The 23188-nt window shown below is 74.1% G+C and carries 18 protein-coding genes; 4 read left to right on the plus strand and 14 right to left on the minus strand.

What is annotated here, in order from left to right:
• Positions 1–120: 120 nt before the first annotated feature.
• Together ACFUK0_RS12910 and ACFUK0_RS12915 are read left to right on the plus strand one after the other, a co-directional pair.
• Positions 121–1743, plus strand: a complete 1623-nt coding sequence (locus ACFUK0_RS12910; protein WP_380249231.1) for an ATP-binding protein — start codon at positions 121–123, stop codon at positions 1741–1743.
• Positions 1740–2432, plus strand: coding sequence for a response regulator (locus tag ACFUK0_RS12915; protein ID WP_380249233.1), 693 nt, complete (start codon positions 1740–1742; stop codon positions 2430–2432). The genes ACFUK0_RS12910 and ACFUK0_RS12915 overlap by 4 nt, the downstream gene beginning before the upstream one ends.
• A 21-nt stretch (positions 2433–2453) precedes the next feature.
• Here ACFUK0_RS12915 and ACFUK0_RS12920 read toward each other — a convergent pair whose 3' ends face one another.
• The 6 genes from ACFUK0_RS12920 to ACFUK0_RS12945 all read right to left on the minus strand — a co-directional run bounded on the left by ACFUK0_RS12920 (position 2454) and on the right by ACFUK0_RS12945 (position 9342).
• On the minus strand, positions 2454–4082 hold the full coding sequence (locus ACFUK0_RS12920; RefSeq protein ID WP_380249235.1) for a cation acetate symporter: 1629 nt from the start codon (positions 4080–4082) through the stop codon (positions 2454–2456).
• A complete protein-coding gene (locus ACFUK0_RS12925; RefSeq protein WP_380249237.1) occupies positions 4079–4477 on the minus strand; it encodes a DUF485 domain-containing protein in 399 nt (132 codons plus the stop codon). The genes ACFUK0_RS12920 and ACFUK0_RS12925 overlap by 4 nt, the downstream gene beginning before the upstream one ends.
• Before the next feature lie 250 nt (positions 4478–4727).
• On the minus strand, positions 4728–5411 hold the full coding sequence (locus tag ACFUK0_RS12930; protein WP_380249239.1) for a response regulator: 684 nt from the start codon (positions 5409–5411) through the stop codon (positions 4728–4730).
• Entirely contained in the window at positions 5408–6571 is a 1164-nt protein-coding gene (locus tag ACFUK0_RS12935; RefSeq protein ID WP_380249241.1) for a sensor histidine kinase, read from the minus strand. The genes ACFUK0_RS12930 and ACFUK0_RS12935 overlap by 4 nt, the downstream gene beginning before the upstream one ends.
• A 29-nt stretch (positions 6572–6600) precedes the next feature.
• Complete coding sequence (locus ACFUK0_RS12940; RefSeq protein ID WP_380249243.1) at positions 6601–7083, minus strand: DUF1453 domain-containing protein; 483 nt, start codon at positions 7081–7083, stop codon at positions 6601–6603.
• 147 nt (positions 7084–7230) lie between these two features.
• Positions 7231–9342: a type IIA DNA topoisomerase subunit B gene (locus ACFUK0_RS12945; protein ID WP_380249245.1), complete on the minus strand. Its 2112-nt coding sequence runs from the start codon at positions 9340–9342 to the stop codon at positions 7231–7233.
• A gap of 623 nt (positions 9343–9965) precedes the next feature.
• Here ACFUK0_RS12945 and ACFUK0_RS12950 point away from each other — a divergent pair.
• A complete protein-coding gene (locus tag ACFUK0_RS12950; RefSeq protein ID WP_380249247.1) occupies positions 9966–10199 on the plus strand; it encodes a hypothetical protein in 234 nt (77 codons plus the stop codon).
• A 188-nt stretch (positions 10200–10387) separates the two neighbouring features.
• On the opposite strand, the gene ACFUK0_RS12955 is transcribed toward ACFUK0_RS12950, so the two are convergent.
• From ACFUK0_RS12955 to ACFUK0_RS12985, 7 genes are all read right to left on the minus strand, one after another.
• A complete protein-coding gene (locus tag ACFUK0_RS12955; protein WP_380249249.1) occupies positions 10388–11302 on the minus strand; it encodes a S1 family peptidase in 915 nt (304 codons plus the stop codon).
• Positions 11303–11500: 198 nt separating this feature from the next.
• Positions 11501–13105, minus strand: coding sequence for an RNA polymerase sigma factor (locus ACFUK0_RS12960; RefSeq protein ID WP_380249251.1), 1605 nt, complete (start codon positions 13103–13105; stop codon positions 11501–11503).
• A 468-nt stretch (positions 13106–13573) separates the two neighbouring features.
• Positions 13574–14452, minus strand: coding sequence for a FadR/GntR family transcriptional regulator (locus ACFUK0_RS12965; protein ID WP_380249253.1), 879 nt, complete (start codon positions 14450–14452; stop codon positions 13574–13576).
• 207 nt (positions 14453–14659) lie between these two features.
• Entirely contained in the window at positions 14660–15484 is an 825-nt protein-coding gene (locus ACFUK0_RS12970; protein ID WP_380249255.1) for a hypothetical protein, read from the minus strand.
• Between the two features lie 2 nt (positions 15485–15486).
• A complete protein-coding gene (locus ACFUK0_RS12975) occupies positions 15487–16701 on the minus strand; it encodes an ATP-binding cassette domain-containing protein (RefSeq protein WP_380249257.1) in 1215 nt (404 codons plus the stop codon).
• A 203-nt stretch (positions 16702–16904) separates the two neighbouring features.
• The gene (locus ACFUK0_RS12980) at positions 16905–17648 is read right to left on the minus strand and encodes an NUDIX domain-containing protein (protein ID WP_380249259.1); all 744 of its coding nucleotides are present in this window, start codon (positions 17646–17648) and stop codon (positions 16905–16907) included.
• A 175-nt stretch (positions 17649–17823) separates the two neighbouring features.
• The gene (locus tag ACFUK0_RS12985; protein WP_380249279.1) at positions 17824–19764 is read right to left on the minus strand and encodes a glycogen debranching N-terminal domain-containing protein; all 1941 of its coding nucleotides are present in this window, start codon (positions 19762–19764) and stop codon (positions 17824–17826) included.
• 716 nt (positions 19765–20480) lie between these two features.
• On the opposite strand from ACFUK0_RS12985, the gene ACFUK0_RS12990 reads away from it, so the two are divergent.
• Positions 20481–21794, plus strand: coding sequence for an alpha/beta fold hydrolase (locus ACFUK0_RS12990; protein ID WP_380249261.1), 1314 nt, complete (start codon positions 20481–20483; stop codon positions 21792–21794).
• Positions 21795–21822: 28 nt separating this feature from the next.
• Here the strand turns inward: ACFUK0_RS12990 and ACFUK0_RS12995 are convergent, their stop codons facing one another.
• The gene (locus tag ACFUK0_RS12995) at positions 21823–23091 is read right to left on the minus strand and encodes a DUF4192 domain-containing protein (RefSeq protein ID WP_380249263.1); all 1269 of its coding nucleotides are present in this window, start codon (positions 23089–23091) and stop codon (positions 21823–21825) included.
• Between the last annotated feature and the right edge of the window lie 97 nt (positions 23092–23188).

Here is a 23188-nt window from a genome sequence, read left to right on the forward strand (position 1 = left end):
GAAACACCGCGGAAACATAGGGTGTGCCTCCCCGGCTCGCGCCCCCGGTGCGCACCCCGCCCGCCACCGTCACCCGGCCCGATACCCCTGACCTGCGCTGCGGCGAGAGAGGAGCACCCGATGAGGCGTCCGCACTGGCCCCGCCGGGTCTTCGCCCAGCTGCTGCTGAGCCAGACCGTGGTGACCGTCGGCGTCACCACCGTGACCGCCGGGCTGTTCCTCGCCCCGGTCAGCTCCGAGCTGGACCGCGACGCCATGCAGCGGGCCCTGTCCATCGCCCAGTCCACCGCCGCCGACGAGGCCGTCGCGCGGGCCGCCGACCGCCGCGACGCCCACGCGGCGCAGGCCGACGCCGAGCAGATCAGACTGGCCACCGGCGCGAGCTTCGTGGTGATCACCGACCTGGACGGCATCCGGCTCTCGCACACCGACCCCGGGCGGATCGGCCAGCGGGTCAGCACCGACCCCGAGCCCGCGCTGGGCGGCCGCAGCGTGACCGCGATCCAGCAGGGCACCCTCGGGCGCACGGCCCGCGGCAAGGTGCCGCTGCGGCTGCCGGACGGCCGGATCGTCGGCGAGGTGTCGGTCGGCATCAGCGACGACTCGATCCGCCACCGGATGTCCGCCATGGTGGCGGGCATCCTGCTGTGCGCGGGCGCGGGCCTGGCCGCGGGCCTGGTCGCCACCCTGCTGCTGGCCCGCCGGCTGAAGCGGCGCACCCACAACATCGCGCTCGCCGACATCTCCGCGCTGCTGGTGGAGCGGGAGGCGATGCTGCACGGCATCCGCGAGGGCATGGTGGCACTCGACCGGCACGGCCGGATCCGGCTGGCCAACGACGAGGCCGCCCGGCTGCTGGCCCTGCCCGCCGACTTCGCCGGCCGGCCGGTCGACGCCGTGCTGCCGCCCGGCCGGCTCGCCGACGTCCTGACCGGCCGGATCGAGGGCGCCGACCTGCCGGCCGTACGGGACGACCGGGTGCTGGTGGTGAACCGGACCGCCACCGACGTGGACGGCGCCGTCATCACCCTGCGCGACCGGACCGAGCTGGAGGCGCTCGTCCGGGAACTGGACACCACCCGCAGCCTCACCGAGGCGCTGCGGGCCCAGGACCACGAGCACGCCAACCGGATGCACACCGTCCTCGGCCTGCTCGAACTCGGGCGGCACGAGCAGGCGGTCGCGTTCATCTCCGAGCAGTCCGGCTCGCACGCCGCCGTCGTCGCCAGGATCTCCGAGCAGGTCCAGGACCCGCACGTGGCCGCCCTGCTGGCCGGCAAGGCCGCCGTCGCGGCCGAGCACGGCGTACGGCTCGCCGTCACCCCGGCCAGTCACCTGCCCGACGCGGCGCTGGACGCCCGCACCCTGGTCACCGTCCTCGGCAACCTGGTCGACAACGCCGTGGACTCGCTACGGCACGCCCCCGCCGCCGGCCGGACGGTCGAGATCACCCTGCTCGCGGCCGGCTCCACCCTGCTGCTCGGGGTCGAGGACAGCGGCGAAGGCATCCCCGACGCCCTCCGCGAGCGGATCTTCGACGAGGGCTGGACCAGCAAGGAGGCCCCGGCGCACCGCCCGCGCGGCCTGGGGCTGGCGATGGTACGGCGACTGGTCGAGCGCACCGGCGGCCGGATCGCCGTCGACCGCGGCCCGCTCGGCGGCGCCCGGTTCACCGTCGAACTGCCGGAGGCCCTGCACCCGGCAGCCCTGCGCCCGGCGGCACCCCTGGAGGTAGCACCGTGATCGACATCCTGGTGGTGGACGACGACTTCCGGGTCGCCGACGTGCACGCCGCCTACGCCGCCAAGGTGCCCGGCTTCCGGGTCGTCGGCACCGCGCACAGCGCGGGTGAGGCACTCGCCGCGCTGGAACGCCGCCCGGTCGACCTCGTCCTGCTCGACCACCACCTCCCGGACGAGACCGGCCTCGAACTCGTCCGCCGGATGCGCGAGCGGCAGATCGGCTGCGACGTCATGATGGTCACCGCCGCCCGCGACGTCTCCACCGTCCACCTCGCCATGCAGCACGGCGCCCTGCAGTACCTGGTCAAACCGTTCACCTTCGCCGGACTGCGCGACAAGCTCGTCGCGTACGCCGACCTGCGCCACGCCCTCGCCGGACCGGCCGCCAGGGAGGCCTGCCAGGACGAGGTCGACCGGATGTTCGCGACCCTGCGCAGCGCCGTCTCCCCCGGCCCGAGCCTGCCCAAGGGGCACTCCGCCCCGACCACCGACCTGGTGCTCGGCGTGCTGCGCCGGGCCGGGCGCCCGCTCTCCGCCCAGGAGGTCGCGGACGCAACCGGGCTGAGCCGCTCCACCGCGCAGCGCTACCTCAAGCAGCTGGAGCGCGACAGCCGGCTGCGCCTCAGCCTGCGCTACGGCGACACCGGCCGGCCCGAGCACCGGTACGTCCTGCCCGCCGAACGCCGCTGAGCGGCGGCCGGCCCGGGCGGCTCAGGCGGCGCCGGTGCCGGTCAGCGCGCGGACCTCCAGCTCGGCGTAGCGGTCGGCGTCCGCCTCCTCGCGGGAGGCCAGGGTGCCGAGCCAACCCGCCAGGAAGCCCAGTGGGATGGACACCAGGCCCGGGTTCTCCAGCGGGAACCAGTGGAAGTCGACGCCGGGGAAGACCGCCGTCCGGCTGCCCGAGACCACCGGCGAGAAGACCACCAGCAGCACCGCGGGCACCAGGCCGCCGTACACCGACCAGACCGCCCCCCGGGTGGTGAACCGCCGCCAGAACAGGGTGTACAGCAGGACGGGCAGGTTCGCGGAGGCCGCGACGGCGAAGGCCAGGCCGACCAGGAACGCCACGTTCAACCGCTGCGCGAACAGGCTCAGCACGATGGCCAGCGCGCCGGTCACCACCGCGGCGATCCGGGCCACCACCACCTCCTGGTGCTCCGTGACCACACGCTCACCGGCCCCGCGCCAGACCCGCGCGTACAGGTCGTGGGCGAAGGCCGCCGAGGAGGCCAGGGTGAGCCCGGCGACCACGGCCAGGATGGTGGCGAACGCGATCGCGGAGATCAGCGCGAACAGGGCGATGCCCCAGGTGCTGCCGTCGCCGCCGCCGAGGTCCAGCGCGAGCAGCGGGACGGCGGTGTTGCCGGCCGGGTTCGCCGCCCGGACGGCGGGCGAGCCGATCAGGGCGGTCGCGCCGAGGCCCAGCACGATGGCCATCAGGTAGAACGAGCCGACCAGGCCGATCGCCCACATCGTGGAGCGTCGGGCGGCGCGGGCGGTGGGGACGGTGTAGAAGCGCGAGAGGATGTGCGGCAGCCCGGCGGTGCCGAGCACCAGGGCGAGCCCGAGACTGAAGAAGTCGAGCCGGCTGGTGACGCCCGTCCCGTACTTGAGGCCGGGCTCCAGGTAGCGCTGCCCGGCTCCGCTGCCCCGGGCCGCCGTGCGCATCAGGTCGGCCAGGTCGCCGTGGAAGCGGACCAGCACCAGGACGGTGAGCAGCACCGATCCCGCGATCAGCAGGAACGCCTTGATGATCTGGATCCAGGTGGTGGCCCGCATCCCGCCGACCGTCACGTAGACGATCATCAGGGCGCCGACGCCGACGATCGTCCAGGTCTTGGCCTGCCCGCTGTCGGTGCCCAGCAGCAGGGCGACCAGACTGCCCGCGCCGACCATCTGCGCGACCAGGTACAGCAGGGTGACGACGATGCTGGCGCTGCCGGCTGCCGCCCGGACCGGCCGCTCGCGCATCCGCAGCGCGAGGACGTCGGCCAGGGTGTACCGCCCGGCATTGCGGACCAGCTCGGCGACCAGCATCAGCACGACCAGCCAGGCCACCAGGAAGCCGATGCTGTACAGCACGCCGTCGTAGCCGTAGAGCGCGATCAGGCCGGCGACGCCGAGGAACGAGGCGGCGGACAGGTAGTCGCCGGAGAGCGCGAAGCCGTTCTGCAGCGGGCTGAAGTCGCGCCCGCCGGCGAAGAAGTCCTCGGCGGCCTGGCCTCGGCGGCCCACCCAGAGGGTGATCCCCAGGGTGATCAGGACGACGACCGCGAACAGGGCGACGGCGAGGCCGTGGTGCTGGCCGGTGGCCGCGAGCGGCGGCGGGGTCGCGGTCACCGGAGCCGGTCCTGGGTGTTCCAGCGCAGTTCGAGGGCCGCCCGGTCGCGCTTGGTGCGGGCGTTGCGGGCGTAGAGCCAGGTCAGCAGGAAGGTAGAGGCGAACTGGAGCAGCCCGAGCACCCAGGCCACGTTGAGCGGCCCGGCCACCCGGTGGCGCATCAGCCCCGGTGCGACCGCCTGGGCTCCGACGTACAGCAGGTACCAGCCCAGGAACACGCCGGTCGCGGGGAACACGAAGGCGCGGTAGCTGCGGCGGATCTCCTGGAACGCCTCGCTGCGCTGCACCGCGCGGTAGACCTCGGCGGCCTCGACGGCTCCTGCCGGCGGGGCCACCGGGGCTGCCGGGGCCGCCACCGCGCCGTCCTGCCCGGCGGCCTGACGGGCCTTCGGCACAGCACGGGCCGCCCTGGCCGGCCGTCCGGCCCACCAGTCGAATCGCTCCCCGTGATCGGGACTGCTCGCGTGCTGTTGTGGCACTGCTGCTCCTGGGCCCGGCGCACTCTGACCGGTCCATGATGGTCGCGCCTTCGCGCGCCCCTGCGCCCGTTTGCAGATACGTTCACTCGTTAAGGTGAGGAATCACCTCAGAAGGCCTAGAACGGCACAACGCCGGGTGACGCCCCCCAGGCCCGCTGGATACGCCCTAGGACCCGCCGCCGGTGATCCCGTGCCGGAACGCGTAGGCGACGGCCTGGGCCCGGTCCCGGACGGCGGTCTTGGCGAACAGGTTGTTGATGTGGGTCTTCACGGTGGCCGGGCCGACGTACAGCCGCCGGGCGATCTCGGTGTTGGAGAGCCCCTCGGCGATCAGCGCCAGCACCTCGGCCTCGCGGGCGGTCAGGCCGTCGGGCAGCGTGCCCGCGGGCTGCGGCGGCCGGGCGTCCGAGAGGCGCTCCAGCAGCCGCCGCTGGACGAGCGGGGAGAGGCCGGCGGCGCCCGAGCGCACGTCGGCGATGGCCCGGGCGATCTCCTCGCCACCGGCGTCCTTGGTGAGGTAGCCGCGCGCGCCGGCCTGCAGGGCGGGGAACAGCGACTCGTCGTCGGCGTACGTGGTCAGGACGACGACCTCGGTCGCCGGATGGGCGGCGCGGATCCGGCGGGTGGCCTCGACGCCGTCGCAGCGCGGCATCCGGAGGTCCATCAGCACCACGTCCGGGGCGTGGCGTTCCACGAGGCGGACGGCCTCCTCGCCGTCGGCGGCCGAGCCGACCACCTCGATGCCCGGCAACAGCCCCAGCAGCATCACGATTCCCTCGCGCACCACCGTCTGGTCGTCCACCACCAGCACCCGGGCCGGGACTCCGTCACCGGTGGCCCCGGCCGTCATGCCGGCACCCGCAGCAGCACGCGCCATCCCCCCTCGTACGGGCCCGCCAGCAGGGTGCCGCCGAGCAGTTCGGCGCGTTCGCGCATCCCCAGCAGACCGTACCCGCTGCCGCTGTCGGCCAGCCCGCCGGGCGGCCCGCCGCGCGGGGCACGGCTGTTGCGGACCTCCAGCTCCACCGCGTCCGCCAGATACCGCAGTTCCAACGTGACCCGGCTGCCCGGGGCGTGCTTGCGGACGTTCGTCAGCGCCTCCTGCGCCGTCCGGCGCACCGCCAGGCCGGCCTCGGCGGCCAGCGGCCTGGCCGCACCGTCGACGGTGAGGACGGTCGGCGGGTGCTGCCCGGCCAGGTCCACCAGGAACTCGCCGACCGGCGTGAACTCGCCCCGCAGGGCGGAGAGCGCCTGCCTGGTCCCGGCCAGCCCGTCCTGCGCCATCCGGCGGGCCGCCACCACCCGCTCCCGCACCTGGCCGGGGTCCGCCCCGGAGTCGATCATCAGCCGGGCCGCCTCCAGATGGACGAGCTGCGCCGAGAGGCTGTGCGCGAGCACGTCGTGGATCTCCCGGGCGATCCTGGCCCGCTCGGCGAGCGCCGCCGACTCCGCCTCGGCCGCCCGCGCGGCGATCTCCTGCTGGAGGAGCCGGGCGGCGGCCGCCCGGGCCTCGAAGTCCATCCGCAGCAGGTAGCCGAGGAGCAGCAGGCCGCAGACGGCGGCCGCGATCGCGAGCAGGCTGTCCCCGCTCGCCGCCGCGTACAGGCCCAGCGCACCGGCCGAGGCCGGCAGGGCGGCGGCCAGCGGCAGCCTGAGCAGCGCGACCACCGGGACGCCGCACCAGGCGACGTTGGCGAGCAGCGTGGCGCCCGCCCCGTGCGCCAGCCCGGCCGAGACCAGCAGTCCGGCCACCACGGCGAGGGCCGGCCCGATCCGGTGCTGTTCGGCCGCCCGCACCAGGGCGCCGAACAGCACCAGCACCAGCAGGATGCGCAGGCCCGTCGCGACGGCGGCCCAGCCGGTGAAGTCCCCGCCCGCGTAGGTACCGACGACGATCACCGACAGCAGGACGAGCCGGCCGAGCGCGCTCAGCACCCGCCGGGGCCGGCTCTCCCCGGCTGCCCTCCCGCCGGGTCGGGCCGGCCAGCGGGTCCAGGTCTGCGGTGACACGTTGCGGTCCTCTCTCCCGGGCCGGCCGGTCAGCCCGCGAACGGGCCGCCGGCGGGCGCCAGGGTGCGTGCCCTCCAGTTCACCACGGCGCCGCGGACGAGCAGCAGCGCACCGAGGCTGAGCAGCAGGGCGTTGGTGCCCTGGTGGACGTGCAGGGCGGCGCCGAGGCCGAACAGGCCGGCCCGGACGGCGAGCAGGCCGATCCAGGCGGCCACGGTGGCTCGGGTGCCCTGCATCCGGAGTCTGCCGTCGGCGCCGTGCCAGAGCCGGACCGTCCAGCCCCAGACGGTGCCCATCGCGGCCACGACCAGCAGGGAGGCCGCCAGCAGGGCGACGGCCCCGGTGGTGTGCGCGGGATCGACGAGCCGGGGGTCGCGCAGTGCGACGACGGCGAGGACCAGTGGCAGCAGCCAGTACCGGCGCTCGGTGTCGAGGAGCTGCGGGCGGAGCTGGCGGCCGACCACCAGGGCGGCCACGGCGAGGATCACGAGCAGGTTGGCGAGGCCGGCCATCGGGGGGCTCCGTCCAGGTGGGAGGGGGTTTGCTGACCCTTCCGACGGTACGGATCGCGGGGCGTGCGGGGATCGGAGCCGGGGTTGAGAAAACGCGCGGAGGGCTCTCCACCCGTGGGTGGAGAGCCCTCCTGGCCGGGCCGTCGCTCAGGCGTCGATGCGGGAGCGGTCGAGGGTGGCGGCGGAGTCGACGATGAACTCCTTGCGCGGTGCCACGTCGTTGCCCATCAGCAGGTCGAAGACCCGCTCCGCCTGTTCCAGGTCACCGAGGTTGATCCGGCGCAGGGTGCGGTGGCGCGGATCCATGGTGGTCTCGGCCAGCTGGTCGGCGTCCATCTCGCCGAGGCCCTTGTACCGCTGCACCGGCTCCTTCCAGCGCTGGCCCTTGCGCTGGAACTCCAGTAGGGCGCTGCGCAGTTCGCCGTCGGAGTAGGTGTAGTGGTACTTCTCCTGGCCCCGCTTGGGGTTGGTGAGCTCGGTGCGGTGCAGCGGCGGGACGGCGGCGAACACCCGGCCCTGCTCGACCATCGGCCGCATGTACCGCTGAAAGAGCGTCAGCAGCAGGCAGCGGATGTGCGATCCGTCGACGTCGGCGTCGGCCATGAAGATGACCCGGCCGTAGCGGGCCTGCTCGATCTCGAACGTCCGCCCGGAGCCGGCCCCTATGACCTGGATGATGGCGGCGCACTCGGCGTTCTTGAGCATGTCCGAGACCGAGGCCTTCTGGACGTTCAGGATCTTGCCGCGGATCGGCAGCAGCGCCTGGAACTCGGAGTTGCGGGCCAGCTTCGCGGTGCCGAGCGCGGAGTCGCCCTCGACGATGAAGAGTTCGCTGCGCTCGACGTCGTCGCTGCGGCAGTCGGCGAGCTTGGCGGGCAGCGAGGACGTCTCCAGCGCGGTCTTCCGGCGCTGGGCCTCCTTGTGCTGGCGGGCCGCGACCCTGGTGCGGGCGGCCGCGGCGACCTTCTCCAGGACGGCGCGGGCCTGCAGCTTCTCGTCCTTCTTCGGCGAGGTGAGGAAGGCCTTGAGCTCCTTGGCGACGACGGCGGCCACGATCCGGTTGGCGGCCGAGGTGCCGAGCACCTCCTTGGTCTGGCCCTCGAACTGCGGCTCGGCGAGCCGGACGGTGACCACGGCGGTGAGGCCCTCGGTGGCGTCGTCCTTGGTGACGTCGTCCTCCGCGACGCGCAGCAGCTTGCCCGCGCGCAGCGCCTCATTGACCGTCTTGGCCAGCGAGCGCTCGAAGCCGGTGACGTGGGTGCCGCCCTTGGGGGTGGCGATGATGTTGACGAAGGAGCGCAGGGTGGTGTCGTAGCCGGCGCCCCAGCGCAGGGCGATGTCCACGCCGAGCTGGCGGGTGACCTCGGTGGGGGTCATGTGGCCGAGCTCGTCCAGGACGGGCACGGTCTCCTTGAAGCTGCCCTCGCCGCGCAGCCGCAGGACGTCGCAGACCGGCTTGTCGGGGGCGAGGAACTCGCAGAACTCGCCGATCCCGCCGTCGTAGCGGAAGGTGGACTCCTCGACCTTGTCGCTCTCCGTCAGGCGCTCGTCACGCACGATGATGGTGAGGCCGGGGACGAGGAAGGCCGTCTGGCGGGCGCGGCTGTGCAGGCCTTCGAGGGAGAGCTTGGCCTCCTTGAGGAAGATCTGCCGGTCGGCCCAGTAGCGGATCCGGGTGCCGGTGCGGGTCTTGGGCACCTTGCGGGTCTTGGTGAGGCCGTTGGCGGGCTCGAACGGGGCGTCCGGGCTCAGCTCGGTGAAGATGCCGGGCGTACCGCGGCGGAAGCTGATGGCGTGGGTGTGGCCGCCCCGGTCGATCTCGACGTCGAGCCGGGCCGAGAGGGCGTTGACCACGGAGGCGCCGACGCCGTGCAGGCCGCCGGAGGCCGCGTAGGAGCCGCCGCCGAACTTGCCGCCGGCGTGCAGCTTGGTCAGGACGACCTCGACGCCGGACAGGCCGGTCTTCGGCTCGATGTCCACGGGGATGCCGCGGCCGTTGTCGAGCACCTCCACCGAGGCGTCGTCGCGCAGGACGACCTCGATGCGGTCGCAGTGCCCGCCCAGGGCCTCGTCGACCGAGTTGTCGATGATCTCCCACAGGCAGTGCATGAGGCCGCGGCTGTCGGTGGAGCCGATGTACATGCCGGGGCGCTTGCGGACCGCCTCAAGGCCCTCCAGGACGAGCAGGTGCCGAGCGGTGTAGTTGGACCCGTCGTCGCCGGACAGCAGGGCCGGCGACGCGCCCTTCCCGGCGCTCATGACTGCGCCCCGATGCGCTCGGCGGGCACCGGGCCCACGGCACACCTGTTGCTGGTTCGCTCGCTCCGCTCGCTCACGCGGTGCTCTCCTCGGTGAAGTTCTGTCTCGTCGGTCACATCCGGCCCGGCCAGTGCATCACACCGGTCCGACAGCCGTTCCACTCCGTGTGCGCTCCCCTCCATTCGGTGCGCACACGCCCGGTCCGGGGTCCCTGCATGCCGGGCCCGGTCCCCGCAGCCTGTACGCGCTGCGCGAACACGACCCCCGGCGGATACGGAGCAGCGGACTGCCATCTCCTCCCGGTATCACCGGCCCTGGCGGGCCGTGGGGTGGAGCGCAGGCCCTGGAACTGCCGAGATGCAGGCTACCGGTGGCCGGGAGGGGGCTTATGCTCCAACCCAGCAGAGGATTATGCTACGCGGACCTCGGACCCCACCCCGATCGGACGTTCGAGGGATGAGCGGATCCTGGGAATCGGTACGCATGAACCACCGACGCCCGGGGCACGTCCTCATCAACACAAGCAAAATCCTCAAAGAAGAAAAGCCACGAGCGGGAACGTTTTCGGCCTGGTTGGATGTTGACCCTGGTACGACAGCTCGTCGAGCTAGAGAAGAGGCGACGTGACTACTGTTCTGACACCTGCGAGCCCGCTGACCGCGGCTGACCGCTGCGACCGCTGCGGCGCCCAGGCATACCTGCGCGTCGTACTCGCGAGCGGCGGAGAGCTGCTCTTCTGCGCCCACCACGGGCGGAAGTTCGAGCCCGAGCTCAAGAAGATCGCCGTCGAGATACAGGACGAGAGCGGCCGTCTCACCACCGCGACCAACGCCACGGCTTCCGAAGACGAACGCTGACCCGGCGCTCCACCGACGAACCGTATCGAGCCCTGCCGACCGGCAGCACTCGATGAGCCGGACGACAGGCCCCAGCCAGGGGCCGGTCGTCCGGTTTCGACGTTCCGGGGCCACATCGTTCTTCGACGCTACGTGGCCGGCCGACTACTTTCTGACGTCGCGTCGGACGGTGACGCCCCGGTGACGCTTCACAGCACCGAGCGCACCGCGTCCGCCACCGCCGCGATCCGGGTGTAGACGCCGGGGTGCACCGCCTCCGCGCAACCGGTGCCCCAGGAGACCACGCCCGCGAGGCGCCCGTTGATGACGAGCGGCCCGCCACTGTCGCCCTGGCAGGCGTCCCTGCCCCCGTCGGCCTCGCCGGCACACACCATGCCGCGGGCGTCGAAGTGACCGTCCGGGCCGCCCGGGTACGCGTGGGCGCAGGTCTCGTCCGCCACGATCGGCACGTCCACGCCACGGAGCGTGGGCGAGTAGTGACCGTCGCCGACGGTGTCGCCCCAGCCGTAGACCTGGGACCGGGTTCCGGGCGCGTACGGCTCCGTCTCGCCCTGGCCGACCAGTTCGATCAGCGCCCGGTCGTCCTGCGGGCGGGCGAGGGTGACCACCGCCACGTCGTTCATGTTCGCGGCGAAGGAGTACTCGGGGTGGATCCAGATGTTCTGGACGTCCACCTCGCGGCCCGACGGGCCCCGCAGGTCGTCCCGGCCGAGCAGGACCTTCAGGCCGGGGCGGTCCACCCGGCGGCCCTTGGTCTCGTCGTAGAAGCAGTGCGCTGCCGTGACCACCTTGGTCGGCGTCACGAGCGCGCCACCGCAGAACTGGCCCGAACGGCCGCTGCCGAACTGCTGCCGACTGGCCAGCGCCACCACCCAGGGGTGCTCCCCGCCGGTGGTCGGGGCCCCGCCGACGATCCGGCGCTGGGGCTCGGCGGAGGCGCTCGGGCCAGCCGCGACCAGCGACACCGGCAGGGCGGCCAGCAGGGCCAGCAGGGCCGCGGGCCGGCGGCCGCGGCCGCCCACCCGGCCGGCGGCCGCGGTCTGCGGCGCGGCGGCGTTCGGCAGGGCGTCCCGCGCGTCCGGCATGTCCGGGTTGGGCAGCACCGTGTCTCCAGGTTGTATCGGCAGCAGGCAACCGGCACAGCGTAGTTGATCAATCACGGTGAGCCACGGCCGCCGAGCGTGAAACACCCGGACGAGCTACGGGGAGGGCCCCGCAGTGACGCGCTCGCGCAGAGAGGCCCGGAGCGGTTGCTCCGGGCCTCTCGCTGCCTGCCGGGCGGCCGGGGGCCGCCCTTCCCGCTAGTCCAGGTAGTCGCGCAGCACCTGGGAGCGCGACGGGTGCCGCAGCTTGGACATCGTCTTGGACTCGATCTGGCGGATCCGCTCGCGGGTGACCCCGTAGACCTTGCCGATCTCGTCCAGCGTCTTCGGCTGGCCGTCGGTGAGGCCGAAGCGCATCGAGACCACGCCGGCCTCGCGCTCGCTGAGCGTGTCCAGCACGGAGTGCAGCTGCTCCTGGAGGAGGGTGAAGCTGACCGCGTCGGCCGGGACGACCGCCTCGGAGTCCTCGATCAGGTCACCGAACTCGCTGTCGCCGTCCTCGCCGAGCGGGGTGTGCAGCGAGATCGGCTCGCGGCCGTACTTCTGGACCTCGATGACCTTCTCGGGGGTCATGTCGAGTTCCTTGGCCAGCTCCTCCGGGGTGGGCTCGCGGCCCAGGTCCTGGAGCATCTGGCGCTGCACACGGGCCAGCTTGTTGATGACCTCGACCATGTGCACCGGGATGCGGATGGTGCGGGCCTGGTCGGCCATCGCGCGGGTGATCGCCTGGCGGATCCACCACGTCGCGTAGGTGGAGAACTTGTAGCCCTTGGTGTAGTCGAACTTCTCGACCGCGCGGATCAGACCGAGGTTGCCCTCCTGGATGAGGTCCAGGAAGAGCATGCCGCGGCCGGTGTAGCGCTTGGCCAGCGAGACCACCAGGCGGAGGTTGGCCTCCAGCAGGTGGTTCTTGGCGCGGCGGCCGTCCTCCGCGATGATCTCCAGCTCGCGCTTGAGCTTGGGGGCCAGCTTCTCCGCGGCACTCAGCTTGTCCTCGGCGAACAGGCCGGCCTCGATGCGCTTGGCGAGCTCGACCTCCTGCTCGGCGTTGAGCAGCGGGACCTTGCCGATCTGCTTCAGGTAGTCCTTGACCGGGTCGGCGGTGGCACCGGCGACCACGACCTGCTGGGCCGGGGCGTCGTCCTCGTCGTCGTCGGAGAGCACGAAGCCCCGCGACTCCTCCTCGGGCTCCTCCTCCTCGCCCTTGGCGCCGGGAGCGGTCTCCTCGACCTGCTCGTCCTCGCCGATCAGCTCGTCGTCGCCCTTGCCGCCCTTGGCGGCGGTCTTCTTCGCGGCGGTCTTCTTGGCGGGCGCGGCGGCCTTCTTCGCCACGGCCTTCCTGGCGGGCGCGGCGGCCTTCTGCGCGGCCGTCCCGATCCCGGCAGCCGAACCGGCGGTGTCGGCACCGGCCTCGGCGGCGGGCGCAGCCACGACGACGGGCGCGGCGACCGGCGCACCGGGTGCGATCCGCACCGGCGGCTTGGTGGGGGCCGAGGGCGAACGCGTGGTGACGGCCTTGGTGGCGGTGCGCTTGGTGGTGCTCTTGGCAGCGACGCTCTTGCGCTTGGCGGCGGCCGGCTCGGCCGCGCTGACCATGAGATCCACGCCCTCCTCAATCAGCACCTGATTGAGGCTGCGCATGACGTTCTTCCACTTGGTGACCGGGATCTGGTCCGCCTCGAAAGCCTGACGCACGTCGTCACCGGCGATCTGCCCCTGGGCCTTGCCCCGCTCGATGAGCGCCAGCAGAGCCGCGGACTCGGCGATCTCGGGGGGGAGCGAACGGGATGTGCTGGCCGACACGAACAACCTCTCGGACGATGAGTGAACTCGAACCCGTACCGGGCCACCCGAGCGGGCGGGGAAGGATCACGCGTGACAGCACGCGGCGTCGATTCCGACCGACTCGGGCTTGAGGAACTGGGTTTGCGGGACGGCAGCAGCGCCGCAGACCAACACAGCATTCTGACATGGTGGTGGTATTCCGGAGCTCCTTCCGCTCCGTACACATCGCTGCCACCCGTCCAGTGTTACGCATGCCGTTGGTGGCGCGGGTCACACCCCCGTCCGCCGGGGCGGCACCCGCCCCCGCCCGGCCGCCTTCCCCGGCGGCCACCGGGGCCTGCGGGGCACCGCCCGGAGCCGCCCGGAGGCCGTCCGGAAGCGAACCGGAACCGGCCCGGAAGCACGGAAACGGCCCTCCGGATGCTCTCTCACGAGACATCCGGAGGACCGTGGGACCGCGGCCTCACCTCGATCGCCGAGGTGCGCTCAGTGCTCCCGGGGGGCCGGGACGGAGGGCTCGATCTCGGGGTGGACGGTGAGCAGGGCCCGGGTCGCGGCCTCGCCGGCCGTGCCGTCGCCGGTGCCGAGCGCGTCCACCAGCCGGACGTGCAGGCTGACCGAGGACTCCGAGGGCCGCTCGCAGGCGGTGACCGGGCCGCCGGAGACCTGCAGGGCGCAGGACACGATCCCGGAGAGGTGCTCCAGCATGCGGTTGCCGGCCATCTGAAGGATCAGCGCGTGCAGCTCGGCGTCGGCCCGGGTGAAGGTCAGCTGATCGGCCTGCGCGGTGGCGTGACCCATGATCTCGGTCAGCTCGACCAGCCGCTGCTGGACGTCCTCGCGGCCGTGTCCGGCCGCGAGCCTGGTCGCCAGCGGCTCGATCGCCCAGCGGAGCTCGAACAGCTCACGACGCTGCTCGTCGCGCTGGGGGCCGAAGGCGCGCCACTCGATGATGTCGGGGTCGAGCAGGTTCCAGTCGGCGACCGGGCGCACCCGGGTGCCGACGTTGGGCCGCGCACTGACCAGGCCCTTGGCCTCCAGTACGCGCAGTGACTCGCGGACGACGGTGCGGGAGACCTCGAACCGCTGGCCGATCTCCTCGGGGACGAGCGGGCGGTCGGCCCCGAGGTCACCGGAGACGATCATCTGGCCGAGCTGCTGGACGAGCTGGCCGTGCAGGCCGCGGCCGCGGCTGCTGGTGGTCTTGCGGCCGACCCGGACGAGGTCGGAGTCGACGCCCTCCCAGCGGGGAGCGGGCGCGGCCGGCCGGTCGGCGTACGAGAAGCGGTCCAGTTCACCGGGGCCGGGAGCGGCACCGTCGGCGGGGCGGGCGGCGGTCATGGTGGGGTGCGCAAGGGTACTCACAGCTCCTTTGTCGGCGATCGGCGGGCCCAGCTTGAGAATTCTCGTGAAAAGCACACGAAAGGGTGATCGCCCGTGACCGGATAATTGACTTCTTATCAGGCAGAACCCGTCTATTGCGGCCATCTGTCGGAACGTTGGCATGACCTGGCCCCACCGACCGCCGATCACCGACCGACGATCTTCAGGGCAGAGCAAACTGACGAGACATCAGAGCGACCGACGCCACGCCTGCACCACCAGGCCCGCGAGCAGCAGCAGCACCGCCGGGGCCGCGAACGCCCCGAGCAGTACCGGGTCCGTCAGATCGAGCGGACTGCCCGCCGCCGCGCCGGACCCGTCGCTGACCCAGTCGAAGCCGTACTGGTCGAAGCCGTACTGGAAGGGCAGCGCCTCGCCGGCCACCTTCGGGCGGCCCACCCCGGCCTCCCGCAGGAACAGCGCCAGCCCCGCCTCCAGCAGCACCGGCAGCGCGCACAGCACCAGGATGCCCGCCGCCGCGCTGCGGGTGAGCGAGGCCGTCAGCACCCCCGCCCCGCCGGCCGCGACCACCGTGCCGGCGAACACCCCGAGCGCCACCGGCAGCCGGCCGCCCGCACCGAGGACCTCCGGCGAGAAGACGGCGGCGGCGTCCACGCCCGGCGCGAGCGCCAGCCGCGTCACCACCGTGTCGACCAGCACGGTCACCACGGCGAGCAGCACCGACAGCGCACCGATCACGGCCAGCTTCCCGCCCAGCAGCCGGACCCTTCGCAGGTAGGAGACCTGCAAGGCCGCCAGGCCGGGGTGGCGCACCTCGTGCCCGTAGGAGAGCGCGCCCAGCACCCCCGCGCCGAGGGCGGCGATCGGGAGCGGGAGCAGCGGCACGGCGGCGGTCACCGGGCGGAGCGCCGCCGTCAGCGTCAGCTGCCCGGCGGGCACCTGGTGGGCGAGCACGCCCGCCACGAGCGCGTCGCAGAGCAGGACGGCGGACAGGACGATCCAGGTGGAGCGGAGGCCGCGCAACCGGCGTGCCTCGTAGGCCAGTACGCGCACGGTCACTCGCTCCGGTGGTCGGGCCCGGCCGTCGGCGCGGGGTGGACGGGGGTGGCTGCGGTGTCCGCGAGGAGCGGCGCCGCCGGGGTCGTTTCCAGGGGCGCCCCCGGTACCGTGCCCCGGGTCAGGTCTGCGGCCGGCTCTGCGGCCAGGTCTGCGGTCGCGTCCGGAGCCGCGGGCAGCGCCGGGCCGGCGAAGGCGGACTGCAGCGCGTACACCGGTGCGAACGGCCTGCGCAGGCGTGGCACGGACTGCGCCTTCGGAACGGCCGCCGTCCGGGGCGGCTCCCCCGCCGACTGGATCCGCACGTGGCCGGAACGGCCCGAGGAGGCCGGGAGGAGCGCGCGGGGCGCGGGCTGCTCGACCACGCGGTCCGCCAGCTCGTGCAGCAGGATGCCGTGCCGGTAGGCGAGTTCGCCGATCTCGGTGCGGCCGATCCCGGCCACCGCCAGGCCCACCGCACCCTCCGGGCGCACCAGGGCCCCCTGGCCGGTCAGCAGGTCGGCCAGCCGGGCCATCTGCGGCCCCCGCACGGCCACCTCGGGGCGCAGCCGGGTGCGGCGGAACTCGCCGGCCGGCTGGTCCGCGACGAGGCGGCCCTGGTCGAGGGTGACCACGCGGTCGGCGAAGCGGGCGGCCTCCTGCGGGGTGCGGGTGGTCATCACCACGCTCCCGCCCGCGACGCCGAACGAGCGCAGGAAGGAGTGGAACCACTCGACGTTGCGCGGCGACAACCCCTCGGTGGGGGCGTCCAGCAGGAGGGTGCCCGGGTCGCCGAGGAGCGCGGCGGCGAGGGCGAGCCGACGGTTCATGCCGGGCGAGAAGGCGCGCAGCCGGTGGTCGGCGACCGTGGACAGCCGGGTCTGCTCCAGGAGTTCGTCGGCCCGCCCGGCCGGTACTCCGGCAGCGGCGGCGAGCATCCGCAGGTGGCTCCGGGCCCTGCGGCCGGGGTGGCCGGCCGCGCCACTTCCGGTCGGGAGCAGGACGCCGACCTCGCGCTCCGGCCTGCGGAGGCTGCGATAGGGCCGGCCGTCGAACAGCGTGACGCCCTGGCCCCGTTCGAGTCCGACCATGAGCCGCAGTGCCGTGCTCTTGCCCGCGTCCTCCGGGCCGAGCAGTGCGGTCACCACGCCGGGGCGGACGTCAAAGGTGAGGTCGAGCAGCGCCGGGGGCCTGCCCCGGCGGTAGATCTTGGTCAGTCCGGTGATCTGGATCATCGCTGGCTGCTCCCATGCCCTCGGCCGACCGGGTCTGCGCGGCACGGACCTCCCCCGCACGTCCCCGCGCCAGCACACTAGGTGCCGGAGGCGGAGATTTCGGGCATTACGGGAGCGGCGCAGGGGGCAAGTCCATGCACCTCACCCGATCAGGGGACAAATCCGGCCCGGGGCGGAAGCGGACCGGGTGGAGCGGCCGGGGCTCAGGACTCCGGGCGGAGCATCGGCGGGTTGAGATCGGTGGCGCCGCCGGCGGTGAAGAGCTGGGCGGGCCGCCCGCCCTGACGGGTCGTCGTCCCCCCGGAGGGCAGCAGGAAGCCCGGGGTGCCGGTGACCTTCCGGTGGAAGTTCCGCGGGTCGAGGGACACGCCCCAGACGGCCTCGTAGACCCTGCGCAGCTCGCCGACGGTGAACTCGACCGCGCAGAAGGCCGTCGCGAGCGAGGAGTACTCGATCTTCGAGCGGGCCCGTTCGACACCGTCCGCCAGGATCAGCCCGTGGTCGAACGCCAGCGGCACGCCGTCGACCGGGTTGCCGTCGAGGAGTTCGGCGACCGGCGCCCAGCGGGCGCTGCTGGCGTCGCCGCCCGGTCGCGGGGTCGGCAGGTCGGGCGCGAGCACCAGGTACGCGACGCTGACGACCCGCATCCGGGGATCGCGCTGCGGGTGCCCGTAGGTCGCGAGCTGTTCCAGGTGGGCGCCTGCCGAGCCGTGCTCCGGGGCGGAGTGCGCCCGCAGGCCGGTCTCCTCGGCCAGCTCCCGGGAGGCCGCCTCGGCGAGGCCCTCGTCCAGCCGGACGAAGCCGCCGGGCAGCGCCCAGTACCCCTGGAACGGCGGCTCGCCCCGTCGTACCAACAGGGCGCAGAGCGCGTGCTCGCGAACCGTCAGCACCACCAGGTCGACCGTGACTGCGAACGGGGGGAAGGCCGACGGGTCATAACGCGACATGCGCACGATCATAGTCGTCTCTTTGACGATAACGACAGGTTCTCGCGCTTCCCGGGCCCCTTCCCGGGCCGGGGTGCGCCCGACACCCGGCCCGACGGCGCCGCACTGGCTCGAACGGGGCCCGACGGGGTCAAACCGGTCCCGGCGAAAGGCCCGGCCGGCCGGGGCCCGCCGGTCAGCGCGCCCCGAGCTGGAGTTCGGCGGAGGCCTCCTCCACGACCGCGACGCCGATCCGGCTCACCCGCACCGAGAACGGCTCCCCCGCCACCCGCAGCCCGGTGAGCTGCAGCTCACCCAGCGGAGCGGTACTCGCGGGCCGCACCAGCACCCGGCCGGCCGGCACGTCCGGCCGGACCCCGGCCAGCGCCAGCACGGCATGCACCGCGCCCGCGGCGGAGACCGCCGCCGGGCGGCAGGCGGCGGGGTGCGGCACCGGCGGGCAGCCGACGACACGCTGCTCCCCCGCGTACATCTCGGGCAGCCTGCCCTCCAGGAACGCGGAGGCACCGAGCATTCCTTCGAGCAGCACCCCGGCCTCCCGCTCGAAGCCGGCCTCGGCCAGCCCGGCGACCGCGAGCGCCGTCTCGTGCACCCGCACCGCTCCGCTCCGGTGGCCGAGCGGGTTGAACCGGGCGGACTTCGCGCTGAGGGTGCGCAGGCCCCAGCCGCAGTCCAGCTCGGGTGCGGCGAACCGCTGGGCCAGCAGCCGGGTCTGCTCGCGGTCGAGCAGCCCCTCGTGCCGGTCGCCGTCCGCGGCCATCCCGAGGTCGAGCAGGTGGACGAGCGTGGACGCCAGCGCGGGCAGCGGGCGCCCGCCCGGAGCCAGCCCGGCGGCGGGCCGCCCGCCCGCGATGTCGTCGATCCAGAACCGCTCACGGAAGCGCGCACGCAGCGCGGCGGCCCAGTCGCGCCACTCCTGCGCCCCCGGCCGCCCGAAGGCCTCCAGCAGCTCCGCGCCGTGCAGCGCGGCGCGCAGCGCCTGCGCCTGGACCTCGCTCCGCGCGGCCGGCGCGTTCACCGCCCGCTCCTCGACCGGGCGGCTCAGGTCCGTCACGAAGCCGTCGACGAGGCCGGTGCGCAGCGTGCCGAGGGCGCGCTCGGCGGCCGGGAGAAGGTCCGCGACCTCCTGGCGCGGCAGGCCCCAGCGCCAGGCCTCGGCCAGCACGGTGACGAACAGCAGGGTCGCCTCGGTCGCCGTGCAGGACGGCGGCAGTTCGGGCCCCGCGTGGCGCAGGGCTCCGGGCAGGAGGCCCTCCGGGCGCTGTCCGGGCCCGGCGGCGGGCTGCTGGCGCCGGGCCAGGGCGCGGAGCGTCCCGGCGGCCAGCCGGGTGCCCAGCGGCAGGGTGAGTCTGGCGGCCCAGAGGGCGTCGGCGGCGGCCAGGCCGAAGCGCCAGGGGGCGCCGGAGGCGGCGTAGAGGTCGGTGGGCCGGTCGGGGTCCGCGAGCAGCAGGCCGCCCAGGGCGTCCAGCGAGCGCGGCACGAGGAGCTCGGCGCGGGAGTCGTCGCAGCGCACCTCGGCGTCGGACCACGGCAGTGGGACGCCCGTCCCGCGGCCGCCCGGGGGCCTGGGGCCGGGCCCGGTGCTCTCCAGTTCGGTCCGCAGTTCGACGGACCAGCGGGCCCCCGGCTGGACCTCCAGGTCCCAGCGCAGCACGCCGGCGCCGGCCAGTACGGCGTGCGGCGACGGCTTGGCCGTCACGGTGGCACTGTGCGCGGGGCCGGCCCAGCGCAGGCCGGCGGACTGCACCTGGCTGGGCAGGTCCGGGGAGCGCAGCCCGGCCGCGATCTCGGCGATCGCCCCCAGGTCGGTGCCCATGGCGAGCTCCAGCGGCAGGCGGGCGGGGCGGCTGCCGCCGTTGCGCACGGTGACGGTTTCGACGCCGTCGGCGTGCCGCAGCCGTTCGACGGTGAGCGCAGGATCCGGGTCGGGGTCTCCGGGGAGGCGGACGGCGCCGAGGAAGCGGGCCTGGGCGGCCGAGGTGAGGGTGCCCTGGAGCGGCATCGGCTCGATGCCGCCGAGTCGTAGTTCGAGTCGGGCCAGGACACGGACGCCGGAGCGGTAGAAGCCGTGCAGGCCGTGCCCGCGGAGCTGCCCGTCGGGCCCGGAGGCCGCCATGGCCGGTGCGTTGACGCAGACGATCGCGTGGTGGGCGGCCGCGGGCTGCGGGCGTGCCGGTGCCCCGGGCCGGGGCTGGCCCGGCTGGGCCTGGTCGGGCCGGGCCGCGGATCTCGGCGCGCCGACCACACTCTCGGCCGGCGCGGCCTGGGGCGGCCTCGTGGCGGTCACCGGACTCTCCTCTTCCCGTCCCGCCGCCGGCCGTGTGGGCCTGCGGGGGCCGAGCGTGTTCGATCGCGATCTGCTGCTTCTGGTCGGACCGGGCGCACCCCGGCATGCCCGGCCGGGGCCGGTGGCTCCCCGTTGAGCCCGTGCTTCCGTACTGCCCGTCAGGGCTCTGTCGTACGCCGGCCGGGCCGGCCTCCCGGGCCGTCGGACCGCTCGGGCCCGGGCCGTGCTCGGACAGCGCCGGCGGGCCGGTGGTGGCATCCCGCAGGATGAAACGTCCCGGACCCTCCACAGGTCACGCCATCGGTTCGCCATGACTGTGACCCGGTGCGGCCCGGCAGCCCTGCGCCGCTGCACTGCGTGCGCCTGCCGCGAACCCGTCCCGATCCCCCGCGGCCGCGCTCCGGCTGCCCGGGGCCGATGTGCGGCAGCCTCCGGACCGGTGCCCGGCCGCCGCCCAGGATACGGTGCGATGGTCATGGCGCACGCACCGGCGACACCGGGGACGGCCGCCGTGGCGGCTGTACCCGTACGTACCGAGGAGTTGTATGTCCACCGCCGGCCGGCTGCCCGGGATTGTCACGTCCGACCACGTCTTCCGCCTGCCCCTCGACCATGCCGCCCCCCAGGGTGAGCACATCGCGGTGTACGCCCGGGAGGTGGTCGCGGCCGGCCGGGAGGACGACGACCTGCCGTGGCTGCTGTTCCTCCAGGGCGGCCCCGGCGGCAAGGCCGCCCGTCCGCTCGAGCGGGACGGCTGGCTCGGCCGGGCCCTCGACGACTACCGGGTGCTCCTGCTGGACCAGCGCGGCACCGGGCGCTCCACCCCGGCGAACCGGCAGAGCCTGGCGCTGCGCGGGGACGCGCAGGCGCAGGCCGGCTACCTGGCGCACTTCCGGGCGGACTCGATCGTCCGGGACGCCGAGCTGATCCGTCGCCGGCTGCTGGGCGAGGAACGGCGCTGGAGCCTGCTCGGCCAGAGCTTCGGCGGTTTCTGCACCCTCACCTACCTCTCGCTCGCTCCGGAGGGCCTGCGCGAGGCCTTCGTGACCGGGGGCCTGGCCGGGCTGCGCAGCTCCGCCGACGACGTGTACCGGGCCGCCTACCCCCGGGTCGTCCGCAAGAACGAGGCGCACTACGCCCGTCACCCCGGGGACGCCGCGGCCGTCCGCCGGATCGCCGCCCACCTGCTCGCCACCCCCGCGGTGCTGCCCGACGGCGGCCTCCTGACCGTCCGGGCCTTCCAGGCGCTGGGCATGATGCTGGGCACCGGGACGGGATCGGCCGCCCTGCACTACCTGCTGGAGGAGGCCTGGGTCGAGGGCACGGCCGGGCCGGAGCTGTCGGACACCTTCCTCGCCGAGGTCCAGGCCAGGCTGTCGTTCGCGCAGGGCCCGCTGTACGCCGTCCTGCACGAGGCGATCTACGGGCAGCGGTCGGTGGATACGGCCGGCACCGGCTGGGCGGCCGAGCGCGTCCGCAAGGAGTTCCCGGGATTCGAGGCCGGGGCGGCGCTCGACTCCGGGGCGCCGGTCCTGTTCACCGGCGAGATGATCTACCCGTGGATGTTCGAGACCGACCCCGCCCTGCGCCCGTTGCGGGAGGCGGCCGAACTGCTCGCGGAGCGCACCGACTGGCCCGACCTCTACGACGTCGAGCGGCTGGCCGCGAACGAGGTGCCGGTCTACGCCGCCGTCTACCACGACGACATGTACGTGGATACCGCCGATTCGCTGGAGACCGCGCGGGCCGTGCGCGGGGTCCGGTCGTGGATCACCAACGAGTGGGAGCACGACGGCCTGCGGGCGAGTGGCGGCAAGGTGCTGGACCGCCTGATCAGGATGGCGCGCGGGGAGATCTAGCCGCCGCTCGGGCGGCCCGGCGGCCGTCTCACTGTCCGATCGAGGCGTCGCGGGCCCGGCGGTGCATCCGGGCCCGCCGGGAGGTGCTCCGCCGCGGTGGCTTCGGCGGGCGGGGGCCGGGCCCGGGGGCAGGCTCGGCACCGCCGCCCGGGGTGGCACCGGCGCCGGCGGCCCGCGCTGCTCCGGGAGCGGACCCCGGATCCGCCCGGGGCGGGTGCCGCCGGGCCCGCTCAGCCCGTACTCCCTCCAGCAGCAGGTCGGGCGGCAGTCCGCCGTTCAGCGACTCGTACAGCAGCTGGGCCAGCAGGTAGCCCGGGTCGAGCTTCAGGATGTGCGCGAGCACGATCCGGGCCGTCGCGCTGTCGCCCGCCAGCCAGGACGTCCAGGCGAGCAGCGTCAGCGGGGCCGGGGCGCAGCCCTCGTAGGGAGCGACGCACCGCTGGGCGAGGAAGCGCCAGAGACGCTGGGCCGCGCCGAGTTCGGCGGGCTCGGCGTACTCGGCGGCGCGGTCCCGGACGAGTTTGTCCTGGAGGCCGGTCAGCAGCAGGGCCGCGCTCTGCTCGTCGGTCTCCCGCGCGCCGGCCATGAACTCGGCCATCACCTGGTCGAGCAGCTCTCCTGCCTGCTCGCGGCGGGCGGCCGGCCGGTCGGCGGCCCCGGCGGCGACCCGATCCAGCGCCAGGCGCTGGGCCTGTGCCCCCGGCTCCCCGATCGGCGCCAGGCCGGCGACGATCGCCTTGCGGCTGCCGCGCGGGGCGAGCCCGGCGAAGGTGGCGGCCGCAGCCACCGGGCCCGGGCCCCGGGTGTGGTGGATGGGGTTGCCCGAGGGCTCGCAGCACCCCGGCCGGTCGCACAGGAAGGACCACCACCGGCCGCCGGAGATGAACAGGGACTCCTTGACGCCGACCCCCTGGGCCTCGAAGGCCGAGCGCAGCTCCTCGGCCAGCGGCCGCAGCCGGCCGAGGGCGGGCTGCTCCTCTCCCGGCCCGGGGTCGTGGCAGAGGTAGAGGAGCACCTGGGCCGGTCTGTCGTCCCGCTGCTCGGACAACCGGACCAGCAGGTCGGCGGTGTCGGCGGCCGCCTGGCGCCACTCCTGCGGGGCCTCGGGGATGTCCAGCCGGATCACCCCGCCCTGCTGGAGATCGGTGCCCTGCAGCCCGACCGCGACGATGCTCTCGTCGGGGAAGAAACCCAGCAGGTACGGGAGCAGCTCGGCCATGTCGGCGGGGCCGCGCATCCTGACCGGCAGCCGGTCGGGAATCGGATTCGACGGGAGTGCGGTGCGTTCCTCGTTCATGGAGGGAAGAATGCCGCACCGGAATTGTCTCTCCGAATTGTGGCGTCATCCTGTGGACAAACCCGGCCTGTGAATATCGGTCACCCGGTCGGAGTAT

It is taken from the genome of Kitasatospora sp. NPDC057223 (assembly GCF_042669755.1).
Taxonomy (GTDB): Bacteria; Actinomycetota; Actinomycetes; order Streptomycetales; family Streptomycetaceae; genus Kitasatospora.

Excerpts from the sequence above, each read along its gene's own strand:
- ACFUK0_RS12980 (WP_380249259.1), bottom strand. The coding sequence starts at position 17,648 with ATGTCGCGTTATGACCCGTCGGCCTTCCCCCCGTTCGCAGTCACGGTC.
- ACFUK0_RS12940 (WP_380249243.1), bottom strand. The coding sequence starts at position 7,083 with ATGGCCGGCCTCGCCAACCTGCTCGTGATCCTCGCCGTGGCCGCCCTG.
- ACFUK0_RS12930 (WP_380249239.1), bottom strand. The coding sequence starts at position 5,411 with ATGACGGCCGGGGCCACCGGTGACGGAGTCCCGGCCCGGGTGCTGGTG.
- ACFUK0_RS12995 (WP_380249263.1), bottom strand. The coding sequence starts at position 23,091 with ATGAACGAGGAACGCACCGCACTCCCGTCGAATCCGATTCCCGACCGG.
- ACFUK0_RS12945 (WP_380249245.1), bottom strand. The coding sequence starts at position 9,342 with ATGAGCGCCGGGAAGGGCGCGTCGCCGGCCCTGCTGTCCGGCGACGAC.
- ACFUK0_RS12975 (WP_380249257.1), bottom strand. The coding sequence starts at position 16,701 with ATGATCCAGATCACCGGACTGACCAAGATCTACCGCCGGGGCAGGCCC.
- ACFUK0_RS12985 (WP_380249279.1), bottom strand. The coding sequence starts at position 19,764 with ATGGCGGCCTCCGGGCCCGACGGGCAGCTCCGCGGGCACGGCCTGCAC.
- ACFUK0_RS12910 (WP_380249231.1), top strand. The coding sequence starts at position 121 with ATGAGGCGTCCGCACTGGCCCCGCCGGGTCTTCGCCCAGCTGCTGCTG.
- ACFUK0_RS12990 (WP_380249261.1), top strand. The coding sequence starts at position 20,481 with ATGTCCACCGCCGGCCGGCTGCCCGGGATTGTCACGTCCGACCACGTC.